This is a genomic window from Aliiglaciecola sp. LCG003, assembly GCF_030316135.1.
Taxonomy (GTDB): domain Bacteria; phylum Pseudomonadota; class Gammaproteobacteria; order Enterobacterales; family Alteromonadaceae; genus Aliiglaciecola.
Genome location: NZ_CP128185.1, coordinates 3148979 through 3167939, shown reverse-complemented (window position 1 = coordinate 3167939; position 18961 = coordinate 3148979). Strand labels below are relative to the sequence as shown.

At 43.1% G+C, this 18961-nt stretch carries 16 protein-coding genes; 13 read left to right on the top strand and 3 right to left on the bottom strand.

Annotated features, from left to right (window positions below):
- The first annotated feature begins 40 nt into the window (after window positions 1-40).
- From QR722_RS13825 to QR722_RS13815, 3 genes are read left to right on the top strand one after another with little or no spacing between them, the layout of a single operon-like run.
- Entirely contained in the window at window positions 41-622 is a 582-nt protein-coding gene (locus QR722_RS13825; protein ID WP_286283483.1) for an LON peptidase substrate-binding domain-containing protein, read from the top strand.
- 57 nt (window positions 623-679) lie between these two features.
- On the top strand, window positions 680-1294 hold the full coding sequence (locus QR722_RS13820; protein WP_286283482.1) for a sigma-70 family RNA polymerase sigma factor: 615 nt from the start codon (window positions 680-682) through the stop codon (window positions 1292-1294).
- Entirely contained in the window at window positions 1287-1970 is a 684-nt protein-coding gene (locus QR722_RS13815) for a ChrR family anti-sigma-E factor (protein WP_286283481.1), read from the top strand. Before QR722_RS13820 ends, QR722_RS13815 begins: the two co-directional genes overlap by 8 nt.
- A gap of 64 nt (window positions 1971-2034) precedes the next feature.
- On the opposite strand, the gene QR722_RS13810 is transcribed toward QR722_RS13815, so the two are convergent.
- On the bottom strand, window positions 2035-2802 hold the full coding sequence (locus QR722_RS13810; RefSeq protein ID WP_286283480.1) for an outer membrane protein assembly factor BamD: 768 nt from the start codon (window positions 2800-2802) through the stop codon (window positions 2035-2037).
- Window positions 2803-2958: 156 nt separating this feature from the next.
- Between QR722_RS13810 and rluD the strand changes: the two genes are divergently transcribed.
- From rluD to clpB, 3 genes are all read left to right on the top strand, one after another.
- Window positions 2959-3942, top strand: coding sequence for a 23S rRNA pseudouridine(1911/1915/1917) synthase RluD (gene rluD / locus QR722_RS13805; protein ID WP_286283479.1), 984 nt, complete (start codon window positions 2959-2961; stop codon window positions 3940-3942).
- Window positions 3923-4702 carry a peptidoglycan editing factor PgeF gene (gene pgeF, locus QR722_RS13800; RefSeq protein WP_286283478.1) on the top strand — a complete coding sequence of 260 codons (780 nt, stop codon included), beginning with the start codon at window positions 3923-3925 and terminating at the stop codon, window positions 4700-4702. The genes rluD and pgeF overlap by 20 nt, the downstream gene beginning before the upstream one ends.
- Window positions 4703-4805: 103 nt before the next feature.
- Entirely contained in the window at window positions 4806-7376 is a 2571-nt protein-coding gene (gene clpB, locus QR722_RS13795; protein ID WP_286283476.1) for an ATP-dependent chaperone ClpB, read from the top strand.
- 127 nt (window positions 7377-7503) lie between these two features.
- On the opposite strand, the gene prsT is transcribed toward clpB, so the two are convergent.
- Together prsT and xdp1 are read right to left on the bottom strand one after the other, a co-directional pair.
- A complete protein-coding gene (gene prsT, locus QR722_RS13790) occupies window positions 7504-10293 on the bottom strand; it encodes an XrtA/PEP-CTERM system TPR-repeat protein PrsT (RefSeq protein ID WP_286283475.1) in 2790 nt (929 codons plus the stop codon).
- 234 nt (window positions 10294-10527) lie between these two features.
- Complete coding sequence (gene xdp1 / locus QR722_RS13785) at window positions 10528-11337, bottom strand: exosortase-dependent surface protein XDP1 (protein WP_286283474.1); 810 nt, start codon at window positions 11335-11337, stop codon at window positions 10528-10530.
- Between the two features lie 321 nt (window positions 11338-11658).
- On the opposite strand from xdp1, the gene pssA reads away from it, so the two are divergent.
- From pssA to cheY, 7 genes are all read left to right on the top strand, one after another.
- Complete coding sequence (gene pssA, locus QR722_RS13780; RefSeq protein WP_286283473.1) at window positions 11659-12483, top strand: CDP-diacylglycerol--serine O-phosphatidyltransferase; 825 nt, start codon at window positions 11659-11661, stop codon at window positions 12481-12483.
- A 207-nt stretch (window positions 12484-12690) separates the two neighbouring features.
- Window positions 12691-13296 carry a PEP-CTERM sorting domain-containing protein gene (locus QR722_RS13775; protein ID WP_286283472.1) on the top strand — a complete coding sequence of 202 codons (606 nt, stop codon included), beginning with the start codon at window positions 12691-12693 and terminating at the stop codon, window positions 13294-13296.
- A 145-nt stretch (window positions 13297-13441) separates the two neighbouring features.
- Window positions 13442-15541, top strand: coding sequence for a flagellar biosynthesis protein FlhA (gene flhA / locus QR722_RS13770; RefSeq protein ID WP_286287684.1), 2100 nt, complete (start codon window positions 13442-13444; stop codon window positions 15539-15541).
- A 50-nt stretch (window positions 15542-15591) separates the two neighbouring features.
- Window positions 15592-16920: a flagellar biosynthesis GTPase FlhF gene (gene flhF, locus QR722_RS13765; RefSeq protein ID WP_286283470.1), complete on the top strand. Its 1329-nt coding sequence runs from the start codon at window positions 15592-15594 to the stop codon at window positions 16918-16920.
- Window positions 16917-17783: a MinD/ParA family ATP-binding protein gene (locus QR722_RS13760; protein ID WP_286283469.1), complete on the top strand. Its 867-nt coding sequence runs from the start codon at window positions 16917-16919 to the stop codon at window positions 17781-17783. Before flhF ends, QR722_RS13760 begins: the two co-directional genes overlap by 4 nt.
- Entirely contained in the window at window positions 17780-18514 is a 735-nt protein-coding gene (locus QR722_RS13755; protein WP_286283468.1) for an RNA polymerase sigma factor FliA, read from the top strand. Before QR722_RS13760 ends, QR722_RS13755 begins: the two co-directional genes overlap by 4 nt.
- A gap of 36 nt (window positions 18515-18550) precedes the next feature.
- Window positions 18551-18934: a chemotaxis response regulator CheY gene (gene cheY / locus QR722_RS13750; RefSeq protein ID WP_286283467.1), complete on the top strand. Its 384-nt coding sequence runs from the start codon at window positions 18551-18553 to the stop codon at window positions 18932-18934.
- Window positions 18935-18961: the final 27 nt, after the last annotated feature.

Below are 18961 nucleotides of genomic sequence, written 5' to 3'. Positions count from 1 at the left end.
GTGTCGTAAAGTTCTATGAATCGTTAAGAGGAATATTATTTTGGGCTCCAACATTTTTTCGGCACCTTTGTTTCCTTTGTCTGCGCATTTATTGCCTGGTGGCATGATGTCGTTGCGAATTTTTGAACCGCGCTATATCCGGATGGTAAAAGAAGCCTGTGCTAATCAGACGGGGTTCATCATTTGTATGCTCAATTCTCAAGGCAACAAACAGCTCAATCAACACATATACCCAGTGGGAACCTATGCCACGGTGGTGGACTTCGACCTGTTGGAAGACGGCTTGTTGGGCATCAAAGTTCAAGGGCATCGATGTGTCACTATAGATGCAATAGAATCGCAAGATGACGGTTTGCGGGTGGGACAATGTCAATGGCAAGATGACTGGTCCTGCGATCTAGATATTGACACCCTCGCACCCATGCATACTCGACTTCAAGAGATATTTGTTAAATACCCAGAGGTAAATGCGCTTTATCCAAAGCCGGAATTCAGTAACCCTTTGTGGGTCATCTATCGCTGGCTCGAATTATTACCTGTTCCGGCAGAGCAAAAACAAAAGTTTTTGGCTCAAAAAGACTGCGTTAATGCTGTCGAATTTCTTTCTCAACTGGTAGAGTGATCCCTTTCAGTCAAAGCACGTATAAATTCTGAAGTTAACAAATTCAGGTGAAGGTGCATGTTAGTCGGAATCCCATTGGAAGAAAATCGCTCGGAAACGCCGCGGCCAAAAGAGTGTGCCGAAGAGATGTCTCAGTATTTGCAGATAGTCGCAGAAGATAGATGTACACGCTCATTTTCTAAAGTGTTTGGCTACTTCGCCCCGCGTTTACGTTCTTATGCGTTAAAGCAAATTGGTAATGAAGCGCTAGCGATGGAGCTGGTGCAAGATACAATGTCAAATGTTTGGCAAAAGGCGCACTTATTTAATGCTGAAAAAGGTTCACCTTCTACGTGGATCTTCACCATTGCCAGAAATATTCGCTTCGACATGTTACGCAAGCAAAGAAATCGCAAGGAAGATATATGTTCTGACGATCTTTGGCCTGTACTGTGCGAGCAAACTGCTGATGTCAATGAAGTGTCTATAGATCATCAGATTACCTTACAGCAGGTATCGACCCTTTTTGAAACCCTTCCAGATAAGCAAAGAGTGGTTATAGAAGCTATATATGTCGAAGGTAAATCGCAGCAAGAAGTTGCGGATGAACTAGGGATCCCCCTTGGTACGGTAAAATCGAGAACCCGATTAGCCCTACAAAGATTGAAAGAGATGTTGAACGACGATGATTAATTTCCACCCTAACCAATTGCAGCTAATCGACTTCGTCGAAGGCAATTCTGCCCCCGCAATGGCGTTGATGATCTCTGCTCACAAAGATATGTGTCCCAAATGCAGAGGCCGCATCGAGTTGTTAGAAAGCAGCATCGGTGAAGGAATATTTGAAGTAGAAGCTGAGCGCATTGATTTTGGTACTATGCTATCTGATATCACTAAATTACCCGCAGCGGAACAAATCACTTTCGATCAAGCTAGTCGAGGTCAACCGCTGGTTGAGTCGATTGAATTGGACGGTAGGCAATTTAAATTGCCACGTACATTGAGACGTTTTATTGCTAAAACCGGTAATTTTTCACATTTGCTTGGTAATCTTTGGCAAGCTCCTGTCGATTTAGGTCCCATAGGTAAAGCTAACTTTATCTATATGCAAAAAGGCGGAAGAGTCCCAGAACATACTCATAGAGGTACCGAACTGACGCTAGTTATAAACGGCGAATTCAGTGATGGTATGTCTGACTACGATACTGGCGATTTCATTCTAATGGGTGGGGAGAATACTCATGCTCCTTATTCTGAAGCCAGTGAGGGGTGTTTAGTATTTTCAATTGTCGACGCACCATTACACTTTACTTCTGGCATCGCACGCTTGTTAAATCCATTCAGTCATTTGTTTTTTAACACCAAATAAAAAACCCCTTGAGTTATTTCTATCTTCAAGGGGTTTACTGAGTCAACACTAGTGGAACGTATTCCTAGCTTGAGTATTGACTATCAGGGTAGTTCAAGCGCAATGTTTTCAGCGCATTTTTCTTCAAATCTGGTAAATCCAATTGCTCATAACATTCAACCATGATTTCTAATGCCTGCTGAATTTCAGTTGAATCTGGGTAGTACTCCAAAACATAGCGACCACGGTTAGCAGCAGCGACAAAGGCTTCGCGACGCATATAAAATCGCGCTATAGCAATTTCATATTTGGCTAGACGGTTTTTGATAAAAACCATACGTTTCTTGGCATCAGCCGCATATTTGCTATCTGGAAACTTATTTATCAAACGTCTAAAATCATCGAATGCATCTCTAGAGCGGGAGGGGTCGCGGTCAGAACGGTCTATGCCTACCATTTCTTGGAACAAATTTTTATCTGCATCCATATTGGTTAACCCTCTCATGTACAGAGCATAATCCACATCGGAATGATTTGGATTAAGGCGAACGAAACGGTCGATGGTTGCGATAGTTTCATCTGTCTTACCTACCTTGTAGTAGGCGTAGATCAAATCCAACTGAACTTGGTGGGAGTGAGGACCGAAAGGGTATCTAGAGTCCAGAGTACTTAAAATCGTCGTGGCTGCGTTAAAATTTCCTTGCGCCATCGTTTTCTTTGCTTCTTCATACAAAGCGCTTTCACTGCGGTTGCCGAGTAAAATTTCTTCACTATCAGGTGAGGAAGAACAACCATAAAGGCCGACAACTGATAATATTAAAACTAGTTTATAGAATGAATTTTTAAATGTCATGGTACTCTTATTCTTTATTAGGATTCAGCCGAAGGTAAAAATCCGCTAAACTCCACTTATATTAATTCATTGATCCGAAGCATTCTACCTTAGGGATCTTTGTGATGCACTTTTTATTGCGAATTGCAGTCATTCATTAACAGGACCATATTTTACATGTCAATCCAACAACAAGCCGTTCAACTGAGCGCGGCAGTGCCCGAAATACTTATGGGCAAACGGTTAGATCAAGCTTTAGCCGAAATGTTCCCAGATTATTCAAGATCTCGCATAAAAGATTGGATATTGGCTGGAAATGTTAAAGTAAACGGTGTCGTTTGGGATAAACCTAAAGAAAAAGTATTTGGTGAAGAACAAATTGAAATAGATGCGACTCTTGAAATTCAAGTCAGCCATGAAGCTCAATCGATAGAGCTAAATATTGTTTACGAAGATGAACACATACTAGTTATTAATAAGCCCGCTGATTTAGTTGTACACCCAGGCGCAGGCAACGCCGACGGCACTGTGCTAAATGCCTTGCTTAGTCACGCACCTGAAGTGGCAAATGTACCAAGGGCAGGAATCGTACATCGACTCGACAAAGACACTACTGGCTTGATGGTAGTAGCGAAGACTGTACCGGCCCAGACACACTTAGTTGAAGCTCTACAAGCCCGCGAGATTAGCCGCGAATATGAGGCCGTTGTATATGGCACTATGGTTGCTGGTGGAGTGGTTGACGCACCTATAGGGCGACATCCTACCAAACGCACTAGCATGGCAATTAGAGAGTCAGGTAAACCAGCTGTGACCCATTATCGGGTTAAAGACAAGTTTCGAGCCCATACGCACTTGCGTCTTAAACTTGAGTCCGGTCGAACTCATCAGATCAGAGTGCATATGGCGCATCTGCGCTATCCTCTGGTAGGAGACAACCTTTACGGTGGTCGCCCCAGACTCCCCAAAGCTAGCGGGCCAGAAATGATTGCTATGTTAAGAGGTTTCAAACGTCAGGCATTACATGCTATTCAATTAGAACTAGCCCATCCTATTACAGGTGAGTGGATGAGCTGGAAAGCACCACTACCAGAGGATATGTGCGAACTTTTAGAGGTATTAAAGGCGGATACACTCGAACATGGATTTGACGAAGACTAAATTAACCACAGAAAATGTAATTAAGCCTAATTGGGCATTGCCTGATGGCGTCAACGCTTTTTATACTAATCGCCTAAATGGTGTCAGTCGTCAACCATATGACTCGTTTAATTTGGCGACTCATGTGGGTGACCACTCAGCCAGAGTCGAGGCTAATCGCAGCAGATTGCCTTTAGCGAATAAAATAGCATGGTTGCAGCAAGTTCATAGCAGTCGTTGTATCTCTCTATCAGAGCAGTATTTTTTATCTGGTGAAACTGCTAAGGCTGATGCTAGCATGACCCAAAACAAGCAGCTAGTCTGTGCGGTAATGACAGCTGATTGTTTGCCAATCTTAATTACAAATCAAGCTGCTACCTGCGTTACTGCCGTGCATGCAGGGTGGCGGGGATTAGCTAATGGGGTGTTGCAAAATAGTATAAAGGCTATGCAGTGTCCTACCGACACCCTTACTTTATGGGTTGGTCCACATATTTCGCAACAGCACTTCGAAGTAGGTGAAGAGGTTAAACAGGCTTTTACTGGCTATCCCAACGCTTTTATTCACGTTGCCAATAGCTTAACTGGAGTGGCCAAGTACCAATGCAGTTTGATAGAAATAGTCACAGCCATTTGTGAGTCTTTGGGATTAAGCCAAATTCACAGCGAAAATATTTGTACTTATCAAAATCATCAGTTGTTTTACTCCCACCGCCACGGCCAGCACAACGGCGCGGCCCAAACGGGTCGTTTCATCAGCGCTATTTACCTCGAAAAATAGCGCTAAAATTGTGATCTAGATCAAGCAAGCATAGGGTTATCTATTGAATCATAGATAAGTTGGACCCATCTAAGGGGTAATGTAAATTCTTTAGGACGCAAATATGAGATTAGATAGATTTACCAGTAAATTTCAGATGGCTATCTCCGACGCTCAATCAATCGCGTTGGGCAGAGATCACCAATATATCGAACCCGTTCACCTAATGACCGCATTGTTGAATCAAGAGGGCGGTTCAATACGCCCCCTGTTCGATAATGCCAGCGTCAATGTTAATGCGCTGCGCTCTTCGCTAGCAGAAGCCATCGAGCGTTTACCTCGTGTAGATGGGATTGGCGGTGACGTGCAACTTAGTAAAGATTCAATTGTATTGCTAAATATGAGCGATAAAATTGCACAAAAACGCAAAGATGAATATATCAGCTCAGAAATATTTGTGTTGGCGGCAATTGAAGATAAAGGCAAGTTGGGGGAGATATTTAAGCAATTAAATGTGACTCAGGGCAAATTAGAGCAAGGCATTGAAAAAATGCGCGGTGGTCAGAAAGTCACTGACCCAAATGCAGAAGATGTGCGCCAAGCCTTGGAAAAATTCACCACAGACCTGACCGAGCGTGCTGAGCAGGGCAAATTAGACCCAGTGATAGGTCGTGATGAAGAAATTCGTCGCACCATTCAAGTATTGCAGCGTCGAACAAAAAATAATCCTGTATTGATTGGTGAGCCGGGTGTGGGTAAAACTGCCATTGTAGAAGGGCTTGCGCAACGTATTATTAATTCAGAAGTCCCTGAGGGTTTAAAAAATAAGCGTGTCTTGTCATTGGATATGGGAGCCTTGATAGCGGGCGCTAAATACCGCGGCGAGTTTGAAGAACGACTCAAAGCGGTGCTAAATGAACTGTCCAAAGAAGAAGGGCGGGTGATTTTATTTATTGATGAATTGCATACCATGGTCGGCGCAGGGAAAGGCGAGGGCGCAATGGATGCTGGCAATATGCTCAAACCAGCATTGGCACGTGGCGACTTGCACTGCGTGGGGGCAACCACGTTAGATGAATACCGCCAATATATTGAAAAAGATGCGGCGCTAGAGCGTCGTTTCCAAAAAGTCATCGTCGATCAACCTAGTGTCGAAGACACTATTGCAATATTACGTGGTCTTAAAGAACGCTATGAACTGCATCACTCAGTTGATATTACCGATCCAGCCATAGTCGCTGCGGCGTCTTTGTCTCATCGCTATATTTCTGACCGTCAACTGCCGGATAAAGCCATCGATTTGATTGATGAAGCGGCTTCAAGCATTCGTCTGCAAATGGATTCTAAGCCTGAGGATATGGATCGTTTAGAGCGCAGAATTATCCAGCTGAAACTTGAAGAGCAGGCGTTAGCTAAAGAAAAAGATGAAGCCAGCCATAAAAGACTTGAGCTTATTGAGCTGGAGCGTGAGCAAGCTGAAATTAAGTTTTCTGAATTAGAGACAATTTGGAAATCTGAGAAGGCAGCTATGCAAGGTACGCAACACATTAAATCTGAGCTAGAACAAGCAAAACTGGATTTAGAAATTGCACGACGAGCGTCTGATTTAAGCCGCATGTCCGAATTGCAATATGGCCGGATCCCAGAGTTAGAACTGAAGTTAGAACAAGCTTCTGAAAAAGACCTAACCGAAACTCACTTGCTGAAAAATAAAGTGACAGAGCATGAAATTGCCGATGTATTGTCGCGTTGGACGGGGATCCCTGTCAGCAAGATGCTGGAAGGTGAGAAGGACAAGTTACTGCGAATGGAAGATGTGTTGCACTCTCGCGTAGTAGGCCAATCAGAAGCGGTGACAGCCGTATCTAATGCTATCAGGCGTTCTCGTGCGGGCTTATCTGATCCTGACCGTCCAATCGGCTCATTTTTGTTCTTAGGCCCAACCGGTGTAGGTAAAACTGAATTATGTAAAGCCTTGGCTGGTTTTCTGTTTGACACTGAGCAAGCTTTGGTGCGCATTGATATGTCAGAATTTATGGAAAAACACTCGGTGTCAAGGTTGGTCGGTGCCCCTCCTGGCTATGTCGGCTATGAAGAAGGTGGCTACTTGACTGAGGCGGTGCGCAGAAAGCCTTACTCGGTCATTCTATTAGATGAGGTGGAGAAAGCTCACCCTGATGTTTTCAATATCCTGTTGCAAGTATTAGATGACGGCAGGCTAACTGATGGCCAAGGGCGCACGGTTGACTTCAAAAATACGGTGATCATTATGACCTCTAATATTGGTTCAGATGTGATTCAAGATAAACATCAAGAAAGCCAATACGAAGAAATGAAGAAAATGGTGATGGATATAGTGGCGCAACAATTTCGCCCTGAGTTCATTAACCGTATTGATGATTCAGTTGTATTTCATCCCTTGGGTATGGAGCAAATCAAGTCAATAGCCAAAATTCAATTGCTGTCTTTACGTCAACGTTTGATTGAAAAAGGTCATAAACTGGAACTTTCTCAGCAAGCATTAGAGCGTATTGCTGAAGCGGGATTCGACCCAGTTTATGGTGCGCGGCCACTTAAGCGTGCAATTCAAACTGAAATTGAAAATCCATTGGCCCAGCGACTGCTATCGGGCGAGATTGAACCTGATAGTACCATCAGAATAGATGTCCAAGATGGTGAGTTGATTATTCATTGATTATTGGGTAACCCACAACTGATAGCGAGGTGATTTGATAAGCTGACTGTTAACATCAGCGTGGGTCACTTCAGTTCTTGCCTGATCACTAGCCAAAAAAAGCCGACTTACGTCGGCTTTTTTAATACTATTGGAGTTGTTCAAGTAGTGCTTGTGCAGCATCCTTTTCGATGAAGTAGCGGGGCGAGGACAGAGCACGGTTCAAAGAGGTCTTGGCTTCTGTGTCACGTCCAAGTTTATGCAAGGTATAAGCTAGGTGATACTGATTAGAAGGGTCATCAGAGTTCATTGCAAAAGATTTTCGTAAAATCGTTAGTGCTTGTTCATGTTGGCCTTTGAGGGCAGTTATCCAGCCGTAGGTGTCAAACAAAGCAGCATTTTCATTGCCAATTTCAAGTGCCTGATTAATATATTGTTCCGCTTTAGACAAATCTTTGTTGATGTAAATGTTGGCCAAATTGTTCAGAATAAACATCTGATTGACTAGCGGCTTAACGTCTAAAAGCTTGTCATAGTGGGGTAAGGCGTCGTCTAATCTACCTTGGTTAACATAAAAGTCAGCTAGCAGATTTCGTGAAAAATAGTATTCCGGTGCCCTGTCCACTATTTGAATTAACTTCTGTTCAAACTCCTTAGCAGCAACTCCTCGGGAGGCGAGTTGATAGAGTTTGAGCAAAGCATTTTGGTAATTACTAGTACCTTCCAACGCCTTGAGATATTCCTGAGCCGCCTCAGTTGTTTTTTGCTGGGCGCTATAGACATCGCCGGATAAAACTAACAATTGTGGATCACCTGCACGTAGCTTCAACCATTTAGATAACATGGCACGGGCACTGGTCAAATCATTGCTAGCAAGATGCAGCCTAACGTATTCTGTGGCCAAGAAGAAACTGTCTGGGTGAATGGCATACGCATCGGCAATGCTTTTCTTGGCATCGTCTAGTTCTCCAGCTCTAAATTGAATCTTACTCAACTCTACTAGGGCTACGGGATCCTTCTCAACTAATTGATTGATCTTACGCAATTCTCGTTTAGCTCGGTCATGCTGCTTTAAGGTCAAATAAAGTTGTGCTCGTTGCATTTGGTACTTGGGTTCATCGGGACGGGTCTTGATCGCAATATTGATTTGACGTAAGGCTCTCTCAGTATCACCTTGCTGCGTATAAACGGCGGTAAGTAACTCTAAGGCTGGCAAGTTATCGATATCTTTTTCCAATACTCGTTTAAGATTATCAATTGCCGCATTGGCGTCGTCATTATTGAATTGACTGCGGGCCAGCAAGACTAAAACATTAACTGAATCTGGCTGAATAGTATTCAATTCTAAGGCTAGCTTCAGCGCCTTTTCGTGATCCCCCTTGGCGCTAAGAATATTGGCTTTGTTAAAACGGGCTGAGAAATGCTCTGGATTGATTAATAGAGCTTTATCTAAATATTCTTCAGCCTTTGCGAACTGTTTTAATTTAATTTGAATCGCCGCTTTGAGGTTGAGAAAATTGATGTTATCTGGTGATACTTCTAATAATTTATTCGCGATTGCATCAGCTTCCGCGAACCTTCCGGTCTCAATATATAATTGAGTCCTAGTCATAATATAACCAATATTTCGTTGGCTATGTTCAGATGCATCCAGCTTTTCTAGTGCCAAATCGTACTTTCCACGAGACATTAAGGTTTTAATGTCGAGTAATTCGACGCTGGGGTCGTTAGGGTATTGGGATTTGAGGCGACTTATAATATCAACCGCTTTGAATGACTTGTCATTGGCTAGATACAGTTCCGCTAACAAAAGTGCGGTGTCAATTTTTTCCATTAATTGGCGTTCATGACGCTGCATAGCTTCCAGCGCGGGCTTGGGTTCGTTCAGTTTAATATGGGTTTTAGCAAGTAACGCAATTGCTTCAATATGGTTTGGGACGAACGTTAGATACTGAATAAAGTGTACTTTGGCCTGCCGATAATTTTGTAGGGCATAAGCAGATAAAGCGCTAACGTACAATAGAGAAGGGTCGTTTTGCAGCACTTCACCGCTCAACCCAGCCAACTGAGCGCTCAAATTTTCAAGCTCTTTGGCGGCTTCGTCACTCATTTGATTTTTGGCCAGCAACCATGCCTTTAACAGCATAGCTGTCGGGTCCCCTGGGGTTTGTTCTAGTATTTTGTTTAATAAGGCTTTCGCTGCGTCGACATCTTGGTTTTGTAAATGCGCCGTCACCAATGAACGCTTGATAACCGGGTCTTCTGGGTCAATGGCATAGCTTTTCTGGTAGGCGGAGATGGCTTCGGCTATTTGCTGTTGACGTAAATAATAATTACCTTGTAATAACCAGGTTTGCGGATTGTTTGGTTCAACCATAAATGATCTGTTTAGATAGTCTTTACTGGTTGGATAATTTTCGTCGCGGATTTCAAGTGAGGCCAATGCGTTTAAAGTTCTGACATTGGTCGGTTCAGTGATCAGAGCGCTTTGGTATTCTTTTCTCGCTCCGGCGATGTTACCCATATTTAGTTGAGCTGTGGCAACAATGATTTGCCAATCAGTGCTACTTTGAGGTGTTAGATTGTTAAATTCTGCATCGACAATCTTTTCATTTTGATTGGTGAACAGCCAAACCTTACCTAGCGGATCTGCAACTAGACTGGGGTCGGCGCCGGCACTGAGTGCTTCTTGTAATACATCTTCAGCTTCAACTAAATACCCACTAATAAGCAGCACTCTACCCATGAGTATTTTGGCTGGTAGGTTATCTTCATTTTCTTTTAAACTATTCTTCAAATGGATATAGGATGCTTCAAAATCATTGGCTTGAAACGATTTCAAGGCTTTTTCATAATATTCGCTGCTGTTTTCAGCCTGACTATAACAAGGGACTAGTAGTAGGCTAACAAAAGTCAGCGCCTTCAATACGTTCAACACATTAATTCTCACAATGAAATTTTGATTTGAAACTTTATTTAAGCTGCTTAACATACAGCAAAGTCGAGATTTTTACACCCGTAGGGTATAACAAGTCATATAGACTTGAAGCGCAAGAATAACATTAGATGTATTCATATTGCACATCAAGGTAAACGGGGTATTTGTCATTTAGCACAGGGATTTCAGGCATAAAAAAAGACGGCGAACCGTCTTTTCTTGGAATTATTTGGCTTATACCGTCTTTTTACGTCTCAATAAAGCTGCAACACCAGCCAACATCAAGGCGAAAGTAGCTGGCTCTGGCACGCTAGTTTGACTGTCAGCCTTTCTGGTTGAAACCATGCTTAACTTGACTGCATCCCAACTGCTATTCGTTGCGCCAGTAAATACTGGATTGTACACGCCAACTAACCAATATTTAGATTCAAAACCGGGAGCAATAGTTTTAGTATTATTTACACCAAGGTTCATGACATCAGTATGGTAGCCCCAACCCTTGCCTACAAGATCACTCCATTTATCATCTGAAGCGAAAGGTGTATTGGTATCTAAAGCGGTTGAGCCAGTGTAACCAAGTACAGTCATATCAGAATCGTTGCTTGCCCAACCAGCACGCAAACCGGTCAGTTCTACTGCGGTATCGAATTCAAACAATACCATGTCAAACTCAGCCCAGTTGGTGTTACTGCCTTTGTTATCCAATGCATGATGCGGATCACTGGTGCTGTCGTCGGCATTAATCGCGCCAATACCACTGCTGTAACTGGTAAGCTGCGCACGCTCAAGAAAGGGGTCTTGGTCGTAAGATGCTGAACCTGGATCACATTCAGGACCCGTCCCACATACGCCGAAATTACCAGAGTTAGCCCAAGCGGTGATTTTCACACCGTTCGCCCCGGCAGATTTATAGATTTGGTTACCGCTGATGCTGACATTAGAGGATGTTAGATTCCAATCTTGCGGAGTGTAAGTCGTGGTGGATGCGTTAGCCAAACTTGCTATCGATAACACAAAAAAACCTGTTACTGCTCTTTTAAACATATTGTGCGTCCTAATTTTCGAAGCTACGGATGTCACCGTACCGATTTCAAAATATCTCTGATCCGAGTTAAGCAACTATTGTTCCAGTTTTATAAAACCGTTTAAAAACAATGGCTTTTCAATGTTATTCGCTGTGGTTAAGGTAAAGCTAAAGTGCTGGTGTAAAAATTCCAGACACTTAACTTTCACACTGCCGGTAAATAGTGACACAATTCTAACCAATTACGCTAGGGATCGCTATTCTATTTGAAAAATCTTGTTTTTCCCTTGTACCGTATCCTAGACGTTATGGTATCTTGTGAGCCTAATTTAGGAGGACTAATGACTGAATCTAAACGTAAAGGTATTTACTTATTACCTAACTTGCTAACCACTGCGGGACTTTTTTCTGGATTCTATGCAGTTGTAGCGTCAATGAATGGCCGTTTTGAAGCAGCGGCTGTAGCGATTTTTATCGCGATGATTTTTGATGGTCTGGACGGCCGCGTAGCGCGCATGACCAATACTCAAAGTGAATTTGGCGCCGAATACGACTCAATGGCCGATATGGTGTCTTTTGGTATGGCCCCAGCACTGGTTGCCTATAATTGGGGGTTGGCTGATTTAGGCAAAATAGGTTGGTTAGCAGCCTTTATCTATGTCGCTGGCGCTGCCCTGCGTTTGGCGCGCTTTAATACTCAGCTAGGTGTGGCGGATAAACGTTTCTTCCAAGGCTTAGCCAGCCCGGCGGCTGCGGCGTTAGTCGCAGGGTTGGTCTGGGTAGGTGAGGAATATGGTCTTAGAGGAAGTGATAACGGTATTATTGTTGCTTTGGTGACAGGTCTGGCTGGTTTGTTGATGGTCAGTAACTTTAAATACAATTCTTTTAAAGAACTTAATCTGCATGGCAAAGTGCCTTTTGTAGCTATCCTATTGGTTATGTTGGTATTTGTGGTGGTGGCTACAGAACCTTCATTAATTTTATTCCTTGTCTTTGCACTTTATGCATTGGCCGGCCCCATCAATACTTTCCGAAGCGTCGATAAAGTTAGGTTGGAAGATGTGGTGGGTGATCACGAAGAACATGATGCGGACTTCAGTAGTGATGAAAATGATCATTCCTCACATGAGGATGATCAGCCTGATGCGGCGCCGAAAACTAAATAAAGTGTCAATAATTTTAACGGATTTATCTATTAGTAAACCAAGCCTAATAGTAACTTGTTGAAATTTATGGAAAATAAATATTGGTTCGTTATTTGCTTTAAAGTCGGTAGAGGTCACATTCACAAAAAGTGATCGCGTAACAATTATTAAAACAACAAGAATGATCGGATACACCAATCCAGATTACAAAAAATATAAGGCCCACTTATGAAGTATTTGAATAAAGTTTTGCTTGCTACAGGTTTAATCGTTTCTACTCTTGGCATGTCTATGACCGCCAGTGCAGGCGCAATCATCAAACAGGACATCTATGTGTCTGTTGATTTTGCAGATTCAAACCCTTACGGGATTGTTGAAGGTGCAAACCAATTAATCGGTTCTATTACCTATAATACTGATGATGCAGATGACTTTGGCTTTTTAAGCGCTGAATCTACCGTCCTTGATCTTAGCCCTGGTACTTTGTCCCTTGGCTTATCTGATGCTGTATCAGCAGAGTTTTCACCTCAGCTATTAACTGCCGGTATTGATATGTTCAATCCGTTTGCAGGTTTAGATTTTTTTGTTGACGAATTTAACCTTTTCGGTGCTTCACCTGATTACGTACTAGCGCTTGAGCTTAGTGCTTTTGGTGGTTTCATGGTGTTAGATGAAATTTTCTATGACGTAAACGGTGATATCGAAGACGTATTCCCAGTTGCGTTTGCTGAAACTAATCTTGGCGCTGTTACTTATGTGCCAGAGCCTTCTGCATTATTGCTAATGCTAGCTGGCCTAGGTCTACTAGTTCGCAGAAAAGTTTCTGCTAAATAAGACGCTTTTGAATGATGAAAACCCAGCTTCGGCTGGGTTTTTTATTTTTGACTATTAAAATATTGTTGTTTACGGCTTTTACTAAAAGCTGGCTCAGTTGTTGCAATCCCACTGTTATTCTCTCACACCGTCAAAAACTCGTTATATGCAACTTACTGGCTTATTAAATAGCGTTGATAAAAATCAAGTAAAGCAATTTACTGGTGGCGTGGGTGCACCTCTGGTGGTCTTGGCCATTATGGGTATGGTGATCTTGCCAATGCCTGCATTTTTACTCGACATCCTCTTCAGTTTTAATATCGCATTGTCATTGATGGTGATCCTGGTATCGGTTTTTACCAAAAAACCGGTGGATTTCGGTATCTTCCCATTAGTCTTGCTAATCGCTACGGTATTGCGACTTGCCTTGAATGTCGCCTCAACTCGTATCGTATTACTGGAAGGTCATGAAGGTGGGGATGCGGCAGGGAAAGTCATTGAAGCTTTTGGTGCGGTCGTAATCGGTGGCAATTATGCAGTAGGTATAGTGGTATTCGCCATACTACTGATCATCAATTTTAAAGTTGTTACTGCCGGTGCCGGGCGGATATCCGAAGTAAGCGCTCGCTTTACCTTGGATGCTATGCCAGGTAAGCAAATGGCGATTGATGCAGACCTAAATGCTGGTTATATCGATCAAGATGAAGCCCGCATCAGACGCCTAGAAATTACTTCAGAAGCGGATTTTTACGGTTCCATGGATGGTGCCTCTAAGTTCGTTAAAGGTGATGCCGTTGCAGGGCTATTCATCATGTTGATTAATATTGTTGGTGGTTTATTCATCGGTATTATTCAACACGATTTGGCGTTTGGTGATGCCATCGAGATTTATACTCTACTTACCATTGGTGATGGTCTAGTGGCGCAAATACCTTCGCTATTACTATCGGTAGCTACCGCAATCATCGTTACCCGTGAAAATGACTCACAAGAGATGGGCGCGGAAATGAAGCGTCAATTGGGTAATCAAAAAGCATTGTATGTGACCTCGGGTATTTTGTTCGTAATGGGTATAGTGCCAGGTATGCCACATATTGCTTTCTTAGGATTTAGTGCCGTAGTGGGTGGTGTTGCTTATTTCAATACTTGGAGCGCTAAGAAGGCAGCGGAAGAACCAAAATCCTTGGATAAGTTGCCGGAACAAAGCTTACAACCAGCTGAAATCAAAGAGCTTGGTTGGGATGATGTACAGCATGTTGACACCATAGGGTTGGAAGTGGGTTACAGGCTTATTCCGCTAGTTGATAAAACCCAAGGTGGCGAGTTGCTGACCCGTATTAAAGGGGTCAGGAAGAAGTTATCTCAAGAGTTGGGCTTTTTAATCCCGCCCGTGCATATCCGTGACAACCTAGATTTGAGCCCAAATAGTTACACTATTGCCATGCTGGGCGTGACCGTAGGCGATGCTGAAATTAGTCATGATGATGAATTGGCGATCAACCCCGGCCAGGTTTTTGGTAAGTTGGAAGGTAAAGCGACCAAAGATCCTGCATTTGGCTTGGATGCGGTATGGATCCGCCCTGAGCAACGTGAACATGCACAGACGTTAGGTTACACGGTAGTTGATTCTGCCACTGTGGTGGCGACACATCTGAGTCAATTGCTGACCAATAATGCCTATCAATTACTTGGCCATGAAGAAGTCCAGCAGCTACTTGATATGTTAGCCAAATCAAGTCCCAAATTAGTCGAAGGTTTAGTGCCAGATTTGTTACCACTTAGTACGGTGGTGAAAGTCCTACAAACTCTGTTGTATGAAGGTGTGCCTATTAGAGATATGCGTAGCATAGTGCAAACATTATGTGAGTATGGCCCACGTACGCAAGACCCTGATGTTTTAGTCTCAGCAGTGCGAATTTCACTGAAAAGACTCATAGTCCAAGAAATCAATAATAATGAAGCTGAACTGCCCGTCATAACTTTGGCACCTGAGTTGGAACAGATGTTGCACCAGTCATTGCAAGCCGGTGGTGAAGATGGTGCAGGTATTGAGCCTGGATTAGCTGAGAAATTACAACATTCCCTCAGTGAAGCCTCTCAACAACGAGAATTGGAAGGAGAGCCAGCAGTGTTGTTGACATCAGGCATGTTACGTCCTGTGTTATCAAAGTTCTTCAAACATTCAGTGATGGGACTGCACGTCTTGTCCTACCAAGAAATACCAAACGACAAGCAAATTCGGATTGTCAGTTCGGTGGGTCAATAAAATGACGATTGTCGAAAAAGACATTCTGTATTCGCTAGTTAGGGGGCGATGTGAAAATTAGACGCTTTATTGGAAAAGACATGCGCGAAGCGCTCAAACAAGTGAAAACTGAGTTGGGCGGTGAAGCTGTGATTATGTCAAACAAGAAAATTGCCGGCGGTATTGAAATTATCGCGGCCTATGACAAACCATTAGACAAACCCAATAACGAGCCGTGGGGAGGCGCCACTACATTAAGTCAAGCGCCCACAAACACAAGACCTCAGGCGAGTCAACCCTCTGCTAAGCCGTCGCCAAACAAAAATATCCCTAGTTTGAGCGAAATTATTGGCGACTCTGGCCCTGATAGCCTACGGGAACTGCTAGAGCAGCAAGGTCAAAGCAGTGACCTATCGAGCAATGTAACTAAAGCTAGCGCGCAACCTGTGCGTAGCTTGCCTGATATTGACAATCAAACTGCGATCACCGAAATCCGAAATGAACTCAATTCCCTACGTAATGTGCTGCAATTTCAGGTATCTGGTTTATTTAAGCAAGAAACTCAACGCAATCATCCTATGCATGGATACCTCTCATCTAGGTTGATCCAAATGGGGATAAGCCCCGCCATTGCTGAAGATGTCGTCTCTTATGCTCCTGAAAATACTGACGAACGTCAGTCTTGGTTATTCCTACTTAAACTATTGTCTAATAAAATTCAGACCACAGGTAATGCTATCTTAAACGATAAAGGGGTAGTTGCACTGGTCGGACCCACGGGGACAGGTAAGACAACTACCATTGCTAAGTTGGCCGCCAGAGCTGCGCAAAAATACGGTGCAGACCAGGTTGCAATGGTAACGATTGATTCATATCGTATTGCGGCATACGAGCAGTTAGCAACCTATGGAAAAATAATTGGCTGTTCAGTAAAAAAAGCGCAAAATGCCCAAGAGTTATCAGATATACTTTTTCAACTTCGCAATAAGCGACTGGTTTTAATTGATACAGCTGGATTTGGGCAACGTGACGCCAGATTGATCAAACAGTTAGATACGTTAAATCAGCATTCTTGTGCTAGTATCAAAAAATATGTTGTGATGCAGGCGAATGCTCAACATCGGGTAATGGAGCATACCCTTAGTGCTTATCAACACATTTCATTGCAGGGATGTATTTTTACCAAGTTGGACGAATGTTACAGTCTTGGTGAAGCGCTTAGTGTGGCAATTGAACACAAATTAGCCGTTAGTTATTTAACGGATGGACAAAGTGTCCCTGAGGATATTAAAGTTGCCGATGCAAAGTATTTAATATCAACAGCGGCTAAGCTTTATAAAAAATATGGTTTGCTCCATACTGGTAAAATCGAAGTTCAAAAGTCGGCAATGTCAGTATGATTGAGGACCAAGCGAGTAGCTTAAGAAGAATGAATCAATCTCGATTAATTAAAGTAATTGCGGTCACCGGCGGTAAAGGCGGTGTAGGTAAAACAAACATTACCCTTAATACTGCAATTTCAATGGCTAAAACGGGCAAGCGAGTCATGGTGCTAGATGCTGACTTGGGTTTGGCTAATGTTGATGTAATGCTAGGTTTAAGGGTCGAAAAAAATCTCTCTCATGTACTGTCAGGTGAATGCACCTTAGATGAGGTATTAGTGATGGGGCCCCATGGCGTGCTAATTGCGCCGGCCACCTCAGGCTCTCAATCTATGACAGAATTAAGTCCAACTGAACATGCCGGACTTATCCGAGCGTTCAGTGAGCTAAGAACCGATATCGATGTACTTATCGTCGATACCGCCGCTGGCATTTCAGATATGGTGCTAAGCTTTTCCCGTGCCTCTCAAGACATCATGATGGTTGTTTGCGACGAGCCAACATCATTGACAGATGCATATGCGCTGATCAAATTACTCAACCGTGAACATGGCGTATTTCGGTTTAAGATTGTTGCAAACATGGTGCGTAATATGCGCGAAGGCCAAGAGTTGTTTGCTAAGTTGTCTAAAGTGACCAATCGCTTCTTAGATGTGGCGTTGGAATTGGTTGCGACTATTCCCTACGATGAGAATATTCGCAATTCAGTGCGTAAGCAAAGGGCGATAGTCGATGCTTTTCCTAGTTCACCTGCTGCTGTAGCGATTAAAGGCTTAGCCGAAAAAGCATTGCAATGGCCTATACCTAATCAGCCTGGTGGCCATTTAGAATTTTTCCTTGAGCAACTTATTGTCGACAAGGCGGTGGGTGGTCAAGGGTGAATAGAAAAGCTGCAGCTTATCAACAACAGGTCAATATGGCCCAATTGGTAGAAAGACATGCTTCTCTGGTTAAGCGCATTGCACATCATCTTTTGGCTAGGTTGCCTGCTAGTGTATTAGTCGATGATTTAATTCAATCTGGCATGATTGGATTGCTTGAGGCAGCGAAAAATTTTGATGGCACCAAAGGTGCAAGTTTTGAGACCTTTGCCGGTATCCGTATACGCGGAGCCATGTTAGACGAAATTCGCAAAGGTGATTGGACACCTCGTTCTGTGCATAAGAACGGTCGTGCCATTACTGAAGCCATTAATCAGGTTGAGCGTGAGACAGGAAGGGACGCCAGAGATGTTGATGTGGCTGAAAAACTTCAAGTTTCTCTCACTGATTATCATCAAATGTTGAATGAAGTAAACGCGGGTAAAATTATTGGAATCGAAGATCTGGGTATTACTGAAGATGTAATTTCTACCGAGCAAAATAAAGGTAGCGATGCTCCATTTCAGGATTTATTACAAGGATCATTTCAAAAAGCCCTCGCCCATGCTATTACTACTTTACCTGAGCGAGAAGCGATTGTATTGTCGTTATACTATGATGAAGAACTCAATCTACGCGAAATTGGTGAAGTACTCGAGGTGAGTGAATCGAGAGTTAGCCAAATTCATAGTCAGGCGATGCTTAAATTGAAAAATAAAATGCATTCTTGGCGAATGAACGAAGAACAATAGAATATAATTTTGGTTTAATCCTCATTGGAGGCAGTTTTGAATAAAAGTATGAAAATTCTTGTGGTTGATGATTTTTCAACAATGAGACGTATCATTAAAAATCTACTTAAAGATCTTGGGTTTACTAATGTGCAGGAGGCCGATGATGGCAGCACTGCACTTCCTATGTTGCAACAAGGAGAGTTTGACTTTGTGGTAACAGACTGGAATATGCCCGGCATGCAGGGAATTGATCTTCTTAGAGCGATTCGTGCAGATGATAGCTTGAAGCATTTACCAGTTTTGATGGTAACGGCTGAAGCCAAAAAAGAACAAATCGTTGCCGCTGCGCAGGCAGGTGTAAATGGTTATGTTGTTAAACCTTTTACTGCAGCTACACTGAAGGAAAAGCTTGACAAAATTTTTGAGCGTTTGGGTTAAGACTCACCTGTTAACAACACAATAGGA

Bases quoted from the DNA above. Each gene is read 5' to 3' on its own strand.
- QR722_RS13820 (WP_286283482.1), top strand. From the start codon at position 680: ATGTTAGTCGGAATCCCATTGGAAGAAAATCGCTCGGAAACGCCGCGG.
- QR722_RS13815 (WP_286283481.1), top strand. From the start codon at position 1,287: ATGATTAATTTCCACCCTAACCAATTGCAGCTAATCGACTTCGTCGAA.
- QR722_RS13810 (WP_286283480.1), bottom strand. From the start codon at position 2,802: ATGACATTTAAAAATTCATTCTATAAACTAGTTTTAATATTATCAGTT.
- rluD (WP_286283479.1), top strand. From the start codon at position 2,959: ATGTCAATCCAACAACAAGCCGTTCAACTGAGCGCGGCAGTGCCCGAA.
- pgeF (WP_286283478.1), top strand. From the start codon at position 3,923: ATGGATTTGACGAAGACTAAATTAACCACAGAAAATGTAATTAAGCCT.
- clpB (WP_286283476.1), top strand. From the start codon at position 4,806: ATGAGATTAGATAGATTTACCAGTAAATTTCAGATGGCTATCTCCGAC.
- xdp1 (WP_286283474.1), bottom strand. From the start codon at position 11,337: ATGTTTAAAAGAGCAGTAACAGGTTTTTTTGTGTTATCGATAGCAAGT.
- pssA (WP_286283473.1), top strand. From the start codon at position 11,659: ATGACTGAATCTAAACGTAAAGGTATTTACTTATTACCTAACTTGCTA.
- QR722_RS13775 (WP_286283472.1), top strand. From the start codon at position 12,691: ATGAAGTATTTGAATAAAGTTTTGCTTGCTACAGGTTTAATCGTTTCT.
- flhA (WP_286287684.1), top strand. From the start codon at position 13,442: ATGCAACTTACTGGCTTATTAAATAGCGTTGATAAAAATCAAGTAAAG.
- QR722_RS13760 (WP_286283469.1), top strand. From the start codon at position 16,917: ATGATTGAGGACCAAGCGAGTAGCTTAAGAAGAATGAATCAATCTCGA.